The sequence below is a fragment of the Terriglobia bacterium genome, from assembly GCA_020072565.1.
GTDB lineage: Bacteria > Acidobacteriota > UBA6911 > UBA6911 > UBA6911 > JAFNAG01.
Genome location: JAIQGI010000095.1, coordinates 1 through 11735, shown reverse-complemented (window position 1 = coordinate 11735; position 11735 = coordinate 1). Strand labels below are relative to the sequence as shown.

Here is an 11735-nt window from a genome sequence, read left to right as displayed (position 1 = left end):
GATTCCACGATCGTGGACACCGATTCCAATCATCGGGAAAAAGTGTCCACGATCGCGTCGGAATCGCTGTCCACGATCAATCGGAATGACTGTCCACGATCGATTGGAATGGGTGTCCACGATGGGTCGGAATATGCATCCTGGACCATTATCATGCGGAGCGCAACCATCAAGGGATCGGAAACCGCCTGATTACGCCGGAGCCAAAGGAGGGCGGAACGACCGGCGAAATCGCGTGCCGGGAACGATTGGGCGGCACGTTGCGGTACTATTACCGGAAAGCTGCCTGACCTGATTTCTCTTTTGATGCGGATTTGAAGCGACGCGTTTACGGCGACTCGCGCCCGGCCGCCGCATTTGTGTCGCTTTCCACCCTGGAGCGTCATCCGAAATTGCCATTCATTCCTGATTTTAACTGATCAAATGCCGCGTGTTTCGGCCCGCTTGGTTTTTTTGCCATACGCCAGGACGCTGAATCCTGTGTCACCTCCGCACGACCGCTAACGACGTGGCTGCGGGAGGTAACTGTGACTGAACTGTGGCTACTTCCGAGCATGTCGGAAGCGCGCGGGGGGTTTCGACTTGCCTCTCCTGGATTCAGTTGACCTAATAATGTCTGGGACCGAAATGCGACAGAACATGATGCCCAAAGCAGGTCAGCCACTTACTGGGCTTGCCTTTTTCCTCGACGTCGGCGAGCATCTTGCCGTTTAAGGAGTTCTCCAGGATCCATGTCCCTTCCTTTGTCATCTTTTGACGGATGACTTGAAGCGGCTTCTTCAGCCGGGGAGACATAGACACACCGAGAAGTGCCAGGGAATACATTGCCTCCATGATGTCGGAGTTGTAATGAAGAGGAAAGCCGAACTTGAGCCAGCCCTGTTTGGGTCGGCGATTTCCAATTCCCCGCGATTTCAGGAAACGTTCCCGTTCCCCTGCGATCCAGCTTTTCACGGTCTCGCCCTTTCCCAGTTCGGCCCGCTTAGGCGGATGCATCAGGATCTCCTGCCATTCCCTCTGATGGCCGGGTACGTAAACGAACAATTCCCTGTCGAGCAGGTTTGTCACGAGGAGACGGATGGTTGAGTTGACGGCCGGGGATCGCTTTTCAGGGGGAACCAGTGAGAAACACAGGAGGAGCTTTGGCTGCGCCATATGACAGAGAGGCAAAAGGCTGTAATCCATGGCGGTGCACCGGATACCACCATCACCCAGTGCGCGCTGCGCCAGGTCTTCTGTCTCCTGAGCCACCACAGGATGGTTGCCGTAGCCGAGCCGCATGAACGCCGCAAGAATGTTGGCTGTCAGGCATTGACCTCCCGCCTGAGTTACCCAGGCGCGCCTCTCCAGGATGTCTTGTGCCCATCCGGCGATTCGTGGGTCTTCGCCGTCTGCAAGGAACTGCCCGAGGAATATCAACTGCCAGTACTTACCGCTGTATTTGCTGTAGGCGCGATCCTTGTCATCTCCCGCGAATTCGTCTGCATGCCGCAGGATCTCCTGCGTCGGGGAATAGTCCATCAGCCTGGCCCTGGTTTTCCGCACTTCAGCTGACCCCGGCGGTTTGTGGAGCAGATTTGTCAAAGTCAAATACCGCACCGGGGGATTGTCCGGATGGAGAAGCCAATCGCGAACATCTGTGGGGATTCCCATAATCACTTTCTTTCAAGGTAAGGCCCGGAAATCATCGAGGGTCCACCTGTCCTCCCCTTCGCCTTGCCGCCCGCACTGGGCTCTTCGTGGATACGGTAGTGGGAGACGTTCTTGCCAATCAAGGAGAACCTCTCCACCTGCAATTCGCGCACTGCAATCAGAATGACCTATATTCGCCCCGAGTATAGTCAAGTCGGTTCAGCCCTGGCTATCTGAATCCGCAGCACTTGCGTGATTGAGTCGACCACCCGAAACACGCACGCTCCCGAGAAAAGGTATTCGAGTCAATTGCGCACCTCAAGGCGCCGCCACACCGTAATCAGCCTGGTCGGGGTGGACGACGTGTGAGGGGTGGTTAACTCGATCGGGACTTGGGAGTGTAGGCTAAATGAGCTCCAGCACCGCTGTACCGGTCGTGCCTTGCTTGTTTACTTCTTCCCAGTTGGGCAGAGACGCTTGAGTTCCTCGAACCAGTTGAGCACGACGTGAATTTCTTTCGGAGATTTCACGGGATCGAACTTGATCATCACGAATCGCTTCCCGTTCTGGGACACGTCATAGGACTGGCCAAACAAGGGATGAATGGCATACGGTCCCTCGAACAGTGTCCTGGGCGTGTCCGCGCGGAACCCTTGCGCCGTGCTGACGTTTACCGCCATCAGCCTGGAGCTTGCCGCCGGGTTGTTGCTGGTGCGATAGAAGAGCTCGCTTCCATCGCGGGACCAGGCCGGCTCTCCGCCTCCTCCGTTCGAGACCATCACCCTCTGGTCCATGGCTGGGAACGACCGGACCCAGATTTCGTCGCGCCCGGACTCATTCGAGACGTACGCCAGCCAGCGGTCGTCGGGCGAAAGACTGGGTTGGTATTCGTTGAATCGCGTTCTCAGTAGCGGGCTTGGTTTCGCGCCCTTCTTCATTTGCAAGGTCCAGATGTCATATCCGGTGTCAGGATCGAGGTCCTGGAAGACGAGCGTCGAGCCATCGGACGAAAAGCTGCGCGGCTGCTGCATGTGGTCGGTCGTCGTGAGCCGCTCGGCGGGGGCGCTGCCGTCTTCGACCTGCGAGAACAGGCTCGTGCCTGCCGAGTCGGTACGAACCGAGTTGAAAACCAGTCGCCGGCCATCAGGGCTCCAGATGTTCCAGGCGTTCCGCCCTTCCGTCGTCAAGCGCGTCAGCGCCCCACGCTCGATGTCCAGCACACTGACCTGAAAATCGTCACTATCCCATGTCGCCAGTTTTTTGCCATTGGGTGACAACTGCGCCCCGAGGAAAAAGCCGCGGACATTCGCCACCGGCTCTTCCTTGCGCTGCCGGTCCACCCACACGAATGTTCGCAAATAATCCGCAGGAACCGCAGGAAGGAATGCGAGGGTCCCGTTCTCCGAAATGGCATAACCACCGGCGGCCGGACTGGCCCACGCGTTGACGCCTTCGACCATCACCACGGGCGTCCCCGTCATCACCAGGCGCTTCGGATCAAACGGTACCGCGATGAGCTTTTCCCCCTGCATGTATACCAGGTGGCCTGTCGGCACATAGTGAGCTGCATACGCGTCCTCGACAAGCATTTGGCGCGCGCCGGTTTTTAAAGATTGCACCACCACCCGCAACCCGGGGAGTGCGGCCGTGAATAGAATGTGCTCCGCGTCTGGCAGCATTTCAGGCTGGTACAGATACCACTCGTCCTTCTTGATATCAGCCCGGACAAGCCGCTCAGCCGTTCCCCCGCTGTCCCGTATCCGCTGCAACACACCCCTCACCTCGATACCGGAGAACAGAATCCAGCCATCCGCTCCCCAGCTCGCCTTCAACGGGATACCCCACAAGCTCAGCGGGGCGTCATACAGTGGCGTCCAACCGCCCGACAGCGGCTGCTTCCAGAGTTTCTGGTCTGCTAACCTGCGAGGGGTTATTGACGGGACTTTGGGACAGTGTTGTTAACCCAGACCTCCAGGATTTCTGGGAGTGAGGGTTGCTGTTCGAGCACGAGCCTGACGGCCTGGAGGTGGCAAGGCGCGACCAGGCAATGCCGCGGACGGCCCGCCCTCCCAGCTGCCTCCGGCCGCCCGCTCGACGAGTATCGACAGGTTTCGACAGAGGATCCGGTAATCTTCATTGAGCTGCAGGCTTCGCAGTTTGGCCGCCGTATCGCTTGGCAGTTGATCAAACGGCATGCGTTCGACGAAACACGCGGTCTCGTGCTCTGCGAATTCATCTCGATCATCGAACCAAGTCAAAACGGCCTTGTTCTCCGGGCAGACGTTCTGGCATTTCATGCAGCCGATCAGGCAGTGGTGCCAGGATGGATGGACCCAGGCAGGAAACTCAGCCGCTCCCTCGTTGTGATAGGTGAGGCAGTTTTCGGCATGGAGCAGGAAACGGTCTTTTGCTATGGCCCCGCTCGGGCACGATCGCAGGCAGGCGACACACGAATCGCACCGCCGGAGCATCCTTGGTTTGCGCCATGCATCCTCGGAGCAGGGCAAGTCCGAGAAAACGCCTACAAGCTGAAGGAAGCTGCCCATGCCGTCAACGTAACAGATATTGTTGCGCCCGTACTCCGCCAGACCGCTCCACGCAGCGAGGGTCTTGAGCGGCAGCTGGGGGCATGCAACTTTGTAGCCCTCCTGCTCGATCCATGAGGCGAGGACAGCCTGGACACGCAAGGTGGTTGCCGAATAACCCGCATATGTCGGCGGCACGATCACTGCGAAACGGCCGCCCTGCCAGTGGAAGATGGTCCGCGTCTGGGGTACCGGCAAGGCAACAACAATGATCGAGCGCGCATCCGGGAGGTTTCCGGGCGGCTCGAATGAGAACCAGCTCAGCTGGTCACGATAGAGTTTCTCGTTGAGAAGCCCGCAGTCGTAACGATCGCGGATCTCTCGTTTCAGATCATCCAGATGGCTGATCGGGACGATCCTGCCTTTCCATCCTCGCTCCTCGATCAGGTTCATCAATCTCTCTGTGATTCCTGTCATAGGATCCTTCTTTCTGCCGGCCCTTGACACCTTGAAATCAAGCCTTTCTGCTCCGTGCCCCGGGCGCACGGCTGCGCTGGTAGTGCCGGCGGGCCTTGGCGCGGTTGCCACAATCCTCCATCGCGCACCACCGCCTGCTGCGGTTCTTCGTGGTGTCCAGAAACAGCCAGCCGCATCCCCGATCGTCAGCACACTGGCCGATCCTCGCCTGCCGCTCCGAGGTCAATAGCTCGGCCGCCGAGCGTATAATCGGCCAAAGCATCGCTTCGAGGTCCCGATTTCCGAAATCCCAGTTCCAGGTGAGACCCTGAGGCCCGGGAACGACCTGCACGTGCTGGAATGCCGTCCTTAGCTCTCGGTTGAAGCCTTCGAGCACGGATGCGGCGGGCGGTCGTAGCTGGAGGAAGGCCAGAACGAGTCCATAGATGGCTTCGCGGACTGTAATGGCACGCTTCAAGACGGCGGCGGCATCATCAGGACGTCTCCTGGCTTCCCGGAGCAACCGCCCCGCGGCCGGCGCGTCCACCAGACCCACCCGTCGGCTCCATGTGACGAGATCTCCGTAGGTCTTCAGGAGCTCAATCGGGGTGGCGCTCGCATGCCATTCGGCCGTGTTGGCAAAATCGAGGCACAGTTCTCCCGCAACGAGCTTCGTATCGATTGGGGAAGGATTGAGCGGCGTCATGGCCATCTATAACTACCTCAAGGTCGATAGAAGGTTATCACGATAACGGCCATGTTGCAACCTATTATTTCATGATAGAAGGTTAGATAACAAAAGAACAACGAGGCTGTCCAACACGTCCCGGTTGGAGGCGCGATTCAGTTCTCCGATTAGCCCATAGCAGGTCCGAGTGAACCAAGGAGTTGAGATACCGCATGATCCACGAGGCCCGCAAAAAGACTACCACCCCAGAGCTGGACGCTGACTCTTTAGGTCCAATTCTCAAATCTTTCGGCATGCGTTTGTCTGGCAAGCCGTGTTGTGGTTTCACCTTGTATGGGTGTATGCTCTTGCATCAGCCGCCAATCGGATCACGCATAACAGTTGATTCTTGATGAAATTGTCGTGTTGATTACCCAGTTTCAACCGGATCAGCAGTTGCCACCTGGCGGCCTATCCAGTTAGACCTGTATAACTCGAGTTGCACAACTCTAGTCATGAATGATCTGCATATCAACTACGACGGCGTCGCCGAAATCTACGACCTCTATGTGACGGCCGACTACGATGTTCCGTTCTTCCTGTCGGAAGCGGTGAACGTGGACGCTCCGGTTCTCGAACTCACCTCGGGCACCGGCCGGCTCTCTCTTCCGTTAATCCAGGCGGGGGTTCGACTGACCTGCGTGGACGCGTCCGAGGGCATGCTGGAGGTCTTATCTCGGAAGTTGAAGGAACGTTGTCTTCACGCCGACGTGCAATGTGCAGACATCTGTCAGCTTCGGCTTCCGGCATCGTTCCACCTTGCCATTCTGCCGTTCCAGTCTTTCATGGAGATCGTCGGCGAGGAGCGTCAGCGACAGGCGCTCTCGGCCGTTTTCGCGTGCCTGTCGGCGGGCGGACGCTTCATTTGCACGCTCCACAATCCCGCCGTACGTCGAACCCAGGTTGATGGCGTGTTGCGCATTGTCGGGCGGTTCCCGACGAAGGATGGAACACTTGTCGTTTCGGGCTTTGAACAGGGCGGGCGACCGGTCGTTACACGCCTGCAGTTTTTTGAATTCTTCGGCAATGACGGCCACCTGCGATCGAAGCAGTTGTGGCCGATGGAGTTCGTGCTGGTCGAAAAGGATCAATTCGAGTTGATGGCACGAGACGCCGGATTCGATGTTCTCCAACTCTACGGAAGCTACGATCGCTCCCCATTCGATGCGATCCGGAGCCCAGTGATGATCTGGATACTCCAGAAGCCAGACGCGCCTGCTGCGCGCCGCTGAGCGGGGGGGCAGGCCGCTTGTAGCCAATGACATCCGAAGAGCAAAGGAAGCCAGTTACATTGTTTTCACACTATGGTTGCTGTTGACTCTGATTCTCAGCACGGTGGTGATTTCCCATGGCGGGGTGAGCGATGGTTGGCTGGGCCTTCATGTGAAGAGCAAAGCCTTGGAGGAACAGAAGAAGACTGATGACCTGTCGTCCACGAGCAGTGTTCTGAGGGTCGTGGCAGTTATCTGCAATATCGTTTTGTTAGGATTCACCTGCTGGGCCTTCGTGGGCCAGTACCCTCATCCCGAGGAAGATGGTCTCATTGCTTTCACAGTGTTGATGGTGTTGACTCCGATTCTGTGCCTGGTGGTGCTTTTCCGTGGCAGAGCGGGCGATGGTTGGCTGGGCCTTCATATGAAGAGGAAGGCGTAAGAGAAATTGAGGAAGATCGGAAACTGGGACACCCTCCTATCTTGCGTTTGCAGGTCGACCTGGGCTGTGTGACTTAGATGGGAAAATAGGTGAGCGTCCCTTGTTTCTGATGGGTTACTTGTCCCGGTTCGCATCCTTTTCCAGGAACGGCACTCCCTCTGTCATCCACCTGGGCGCCGGTGCGCCCTTCAGGTAGTGGTTGAAAAATTGGAAATACCGGATCGTCAAGTCCTTGCGATTGGCAAGTCCGCGGAGCGAGTGTCCTTCACCCGGGTATGCCAGCAGGATCGCCTTCTTGTTGTTGTAGCGCATCGCGTTGTAGAACACGAGCCCGTTCATGAACGACACCGTCGGGTCCGCCGCGCCGTGCATGATGAGAAACGGCGCCGTGACTTCGGGCACGTGCGTGAGGGCGGACTCGAAATTGTACATTTCGGGATTGTCCCAGGGTGACACGCCCTCGCGCCCCTGGTTGTAGAGGTAGTAGTCGGGCTGATTCGAGCCGCTCCCACCCGTCACCTGGTAGGACCATCCCCAGTTGGTGTTGAAGTCGAAATACAAGTCGGTGACGCCCGCACCCATGCCGACGGCGGCGAAGAGCCGCGACCGCGTGCCGATAAAAGCGGCCCCTTCGCCGCCATAGCTGTGTCCGTTGATGCCGATCCGCTTCGGATCGGCATAGCCCATCTCGATCACTCTCCTCGTGGCGGCCTCCACGCACTCGAGCATGTCGCTGTGCGACGCGCCGGTGCGGAAGTGGATGTCGGGCAGCATCGTGATGTATCCCTCGCTCACAGCCTGGATCGGCGACGATCCCATGCTCGACAGGTACGTAGGCGCGGAGTACCGGTTCAGGTTCTGTGAATTCTTCTCATAGAAAGTCACAAGCATCGGCCGCTTTTCGCCCGGCTTGTAGTCGTCGGGCAGAGCCAGGATGCCCTGCAGCCGCAAACCGTCCTTGTTCTTGAAGTCGAAGAGGATGCGGTGTCCCCAGAGGTATTCCGCCTGCTGCGGGTTGGCGTCGGAAATCTTCTTCGCTTCCTTGAGGCCCGGACCGGAGACACGAAGATCGGGAAATTCCGCGAACGTCTCGCGCGTGAAGAGGAATTTGTCCGCTTTTGCGGCTTTCGTCGGGCTGCCGAAAGATGCGTCCTCATACACAAGTTCCTTCAGTTGTCCGGCCGCGAGTTCGTAAAAGCCCGCCTTCTTGGTGTATTCGCCGTAGGCCGACAGCGTGATCGGTTTCGACAGGTCGATCGTCCAGCGCTGGGGGGCGCCGCCACCTCTTCCGCCCCCGCCAGGGGCTCCCGGGGCGCCTGAGCTGGGCTCCGGCGGCTCCGTCCGCACGTACCGGAAGCGGACCTCGTTCTTGGCGCCCGCGCCGTTCGTGAGATTGCGCGGCGCCGAGCCGTCGAGCGGGAGCAGCCACAAGTCGTACCGTTGCTGGACCACGACTGCCTTGCCGTCATTGGTGTATCCCGCGATGCCGTATGAAGGCCGTGGGCCCGGGTGGTCGAACTCCATGTCGACGAAACTCACGGAACTGCCGCCGCCGAGCGTCCGGGTGGTGCCTGCGTCGAGGTCATAGGCCTGGTACTTGTTGTCCTTCCAGTACAGGAAATAGTGGCCGTCGGTGGAGATGCCGAACGTGTGATTGCCGGTCGAGGTATTGATCATCTGATTTTTCAGCATCAACGTGCGTTCGCCGGTCGTGGTGTTGACGCGGTAGATGTCGGCCGCGGCCCGCTTGTAGTCGTGGATGTACCCGCGCGTGTCGCGACCGACCGCCCACCGGCCGTCGATGGCGACATCGAGGTCGCGCATCGTGGCGTCCGCCAGCTTTACGAACTTCACGGCGGACACGTCGAAGGACTGGCGGTAAGTGAAATTCCGCTCGGTCTCGGCCCGTGCCATCTGCACCGACTGGATGCGTTCGTCCACCGTGTTCCACACGTCCACATCCGCGACCTCATCGGTGCTTTTGCGCGGTCCCGTGGCGGGGGCGGCGACCTGCTCCTTGATGCCGAAGAAAACGCGATTCTTGTCATCGCTCCACGAGAGGGCTGCGCGATCACTCACGACCCATCCCTTCGGGAACCCGTCCACCTTGGATGGATCGAGCGTCACCGGGGCCGGAGGCGCATCGCCGAGTGATGCCTGAACAGACGGGAATGCGAGGAGCACGTTATCCCGTTCGCGCATCTTCTCGACATCGAGCCCCTTGAGCACGGCGAGCGCCATGCCGTCCTCGCTCCACGCGAGCCGATTGTAGTTCTTCGCGTCGGTGTCGAGCGCATTCACGCGCCCGTTGCGAAGATCGAGGACGAACAGGCCATTGCCGTCTTTCGCGGCGGCGTCCACGGTGTAGGCGAGGAGATCGCCCGCCTTGTTGAAGGCAATATCGCCGACGCTGCCCAGGAGTTGGTGGCGGCCGGTTGTGAGGTTGTGCAGGATGACGTCGACGCCGCGTGGACCGGAAGGCGCGCTACCGGTCTCGGTTGCCGCGGCACCACCGCCGGCGCCGCTGACCGCCGCGCCGCGGCCCGCGCCACCCACGCCCGCCGCCGCGGCCGGACGTCTCCGCAAAATCAGATGGCTCGAATTTGCGGAGAACGTGAAAGACTCGATGTCTTGCCAGGACTGGATGTCTCCGGTCGCGAGGTTGCGCAACTCGACGCGCTGCGGGGGCGTCGGCGGAGTCGCGTTCGCACCCCGCCCCTGGACACCCGGCGCTCCGCTTTGTGCGTCGCCGCCGCCAGCCGGCGCAGCGCCGCGGCCACGGCCGCCACGGCCACCCCGACCGCCGCTCGGATCGACCTGGTAGGCGATCCAATGTGAGTCGGCGGAGAACGTGCCCCCGGTCGCGTTAGCGATCTCGACGTCTTGGTTCGTCTCGAGATTCAGCAGGTGCAGGACCGGTTTCGCGTCGGTCGGAACCGTGTTGGTATACGACAGTACGCAAGCCACCCACCTGCCGTCGCCCGAGATCGCCTGGCCGCTGATGCTGCGCCAGCGGCTGTAATCGTCGACCGTCAGGACCTTTTTGGCCGGGCTCTGTGCCTGTGTCGAGGTAAACACGAACGCCGAGCCGTAAATGACAAGGAGCGCGAGGGCGAGCGCGGGCACCCCGAAGCGCCTATGGGATCGCATGGCATGGAAATTCATCTATAGCCTCCTCTTGTGTGCCACCGGCCAACTGGCAAACACGGATGTTACTGCGGGACCGCGGAGCAAGGGGCAGGGCTCAGAGAACCAGCGGTTGCCCGGGGGCCAGGAGCCTGGTTTACCGCCACAGCCCAAGCCGTACATCGGGCTGAGTCACGCCGGTCAGCGCTCCGGGATCATCGTTAGCGTGTCATGTCAAGTAGTTTGCCTGCCGCAAAATGCCCATTCGGACCATGGCGGCTCATTCTATATAAGAGTGAAGAGAATTCCATCGAAATCTGAAACCAATTCGGACATCATGGCACTAACTCCAAAAGCCTTCATCGTTGCCGCCGCCGTGTCGGGATCGCGAGCATGTTGGAGCCATTCGGGTGTTAAGTTCTGAAATTGTTACCGATTCCAGGTTTGAAAATTCGGTTCAGGGAGGAAAGTAATTATGGGCGCACTCCGGCAAGACATTCGTTACGGACTTCGGATGTTCTGGAAGAATCCCGGATTCACAGTGGTGGCTGTGATGACCTTGGCGCTCGGCATCGGGGCGAATACCGCGATCTTCAGCGTGGTAGACACCGTCCTCTTGCGCTCCCTGCCTTACCCGGAGCCGGATCAACTCAGGGTGTTATGGGATGACATGAAGAGCCAGAAGAGCATGGTCTCTCCCGGCAATTTTCTTTCCTGGAAGGAACAGAGCCACGCCTTTGAAGGCATGGCGGCATATCAATTGATCGGCCTTACACTGACGGGGGTGGAACAGCCGGAACGATTGATTGGCATGTTCACATCGGCCAGCTTGTTTCCCATTCTAGGCGCACAGGCGGAGTTGGGGCGGCTCTTCGCCACCGACGAAGACCAAGCCCGGTGCTCAGAAAGCAGCCGTCATCAGTCACTCATTCTGGCAACGGCGGTTCGGCGGCAAGGCAGATGTTCTCGGAAAAACGCTCATGCTCAATGGCGACAGCTACGCAGTAATCGGAGTGATGTCTCCTTCCTTTCAGTTTCTAAGCCGGTTGAATGATGTATGGATGCCGCTGGCTCTCGGCCCGGGTGAGGCCGGCAACCACGGCGCGCATCGGCTCGGCACGGTCGCGAGACTGAAAGCAGGCGTCACACAAGGCCGAGCCGCCGCCGAAATGGACACAATTGCTCGCGCACTGGAGAAAGAATATCCAAAGACCAACACGGGTGCACGGGTCAGGATCGTGCCGCTTCGGGAAGAATTGTCAGGAGGGATTCGGCGCTCCTTGCTCGTTTTGCAAATCGCCGTGGGGTTGGTTCTGCTGATCGCCTGCGCCAACATCGCCAACCTCCTGCTCGCTCGATCAACGCTCAGAAGAAGAGAGATGGGTATTCGCGCGGCGCTTGGGGCGAGCCGGTTTCGTCTCATTCGGCAGTCGCTCAGCGAAGGCGTCATCCTGGCCGTTGGCGGGAGCACCCTAGGCCCAAAACAAGCGAGGATTAAGCATGACCGCGGCTGCCGTTATTTCTCTCAGCCACTGGTCATTTTCGCCGCACTGTTTTGTACCCATTGACACGACAATATGCATTGAAGACAGGCTGCTCCCTCCTGTTCTCTGCCT

The 11735-nt window shown here is 59.2% G+C and carries 10 protein-coding genes; 5 read left to right on the top strand and 5 right to left on the bottom strand.

Annotated features, from left to right (window positions below; translation table 11 throughout):
- On the top strand, positions 1 to 192 hold a 192-nt coding region (locus tag LAP85_28490), incomplete at its 5' end, for a hypothetical protein (GenBank protein ID MBZ5500352.1).
- Positions 193 to 606: 414 nt separating this feature from the next.
- Here the strand turns inward: LAP85_28490 and LAP85_28485 are convergent.
- From LAP85_28485 to LAP85_28470, 4 genes are all read right to left on the bottom strand, one after another.
- Positions 607 to 1653, bottom strand: a complete 1047-nt coding sequence (locus LAP85_28485; protein ID MBZ5500351.1) for a hypothetical protein — start codon at positions 1651 to 1653, stop codon at positions 607 to 609.
- A gap of 428 nt (positions 1654 to 2081) precedes the next feature.
- Positions 2082 to 3464, bottom strand: a complete 1383-nt coding sequence (locus LAP85_28480; GenBank protein ID MBZ5500350.1) for a hypothetical protein — start codon at positions 3462 to 3464, stop codon at positions 2082 to 2084.
- Positions 3465 to 3590: 126 nt separating this feature from the next.
- Positions 3591 to 4634, bottom strand: a complete 1044-nt coding sequence (locus LAP85_28475) for a hypothetical protein (protein ID MBZ5500349.1) — start codon at positions 4632 to 4634, stop codon at positions 3591 to 3593.
- Between the two features lie 37 nt (positions 4635 to 4671).
- Positions 4672 to 5325, bottom strand: coding sequence for an ABATE domain-containing protein (locus tag LAP85_28470; protein MBZ5500348.1), 654 nt, complete (start codon positions 5323 to 5325; stop codon positions 4672 to 4674).
- Positions 5326 to 5795: 470 nt separating this feature from the next.
- Here LAP85_28470 and LAP85_28465 point away from each other — a divergent pair, with 470 nt between their 5' ends.
- A complete protein-coding gene (locus tag LAP85_28465) occupies positions 5796 to 6572 on the top strand; it encodes a class I SAM-dependent methyltransferase (protein ID MBZ5500347.1) in 777 nt (258 codons plus the stop codon).
- Between the two features lie 82 nt (positions 6573 to 6654).
- Positions 6655 to 6993 carry a hypothetical protein gene (locus LAP85_28460; GenBank protein MBZ5500346.1) on the top strand — a complete coding sequence of 113 codons (339 nt, stop codon included), beginning with the start codon at positions 6655 to 6657 and terminating at the stop codon, positions 6991 to 6993.
- A 114-nt stretch (positions 6994 to 7107) separates the two neighbouring features.
- Here LAP85_28460 and LAP85_28455 read toward each other — a convergent pair whose 3' ends face one another.
- The gene (locus tag LAP85_28455; GenBank protein ID MBZ5500345.1) at positions 7108 to 10158 is read right to left on the bottom strand and encodes a prolyl oligopeptidase family serine peptidase; all 3051 of its coding nucleotides are present in this window, start codon (positions 10156 to 10158) and stop codon (positions 7108 to 7110) included.
- A 520-nt stretch (positions 10159 to 10678) separates the two neighbouring features.
- Between LAP85_28455 and LAP85_28450 the strand changes: the two genes are divergently transcribed.
- Together LAP85_28450 and LAP85_28445 are read left to right on the top strand one after the other, a co-directional pair.
- The gene (locus tag LAP85_28450) at positions 10679 to 11173 is read left to right on the top strand and encodes a hypothetical protein (GenBank protein ID MBZ5500344.1); all 495 of its coding nucleotides are present in this window, start codon (positions 10679 to 10681) and stop codon (positions 11171 to 11173) included.
- 7 nt (positions 11174 to 11180) lie between these two features.
- Positions 11181 to 11687, top strand: coding sequence for a hypothetical protein (locus tag LAP85_28445; GenBank protein ID MBZ5500343.1), 507 nt, complete (start codon positions 11181 to 11183; stop codon positions 11685 to 11687).
- Positions 11688 to 11735 lie beyond the last annotated feature (48 nt).

Excerpts from the sequence above, each read along its gene's own strand:
- LAP85_28475 (MBZ5500349.1), bottom strand. The coding sequence starts at position 4,634 with ATGACAGGAATCACAGAGAGATTGATGAACCTGATCGAGGAGCGAGGA.
- LAP85_28470 (MBZ5500348.1), bottom strand. The coding sequence starts at position 5,325 with ATGGCCATGACGCCGCTCAATCCTTCCCCAATCGATACGAAGCTCGTT.
- LAP85_28455 (MBZ5500345.1), bottom strand. The coding sequence starts at position 10,158 with ATGAATTTCCATGCCATGCGATCCCATAGGCGCTTCGGGGTGCCCGCG.
- LAP85_28465 (MBZ5500347.1), top strand. The coding sequence starts at position 5,796 with ATGAATGATCTGCATATCAACTACGACGGCGTCGCCGAAATCTACGAC.
- LAP85_28445 (MBZ5500343.1), top strand. The coding sequence starts at position 11,181 with ATGCCGCTGGCTCTCGGCCCGGGTGAGGCCGGCAACCACGGCGCGCAT.
- LAP85_28485 (MBZ5500351.1), bottom strand. The coding sequence starts at position 1,653 with ATGGGAATCCCCACAGATGTTCGCGATTGGCTTCTCCATCCGGACAAT.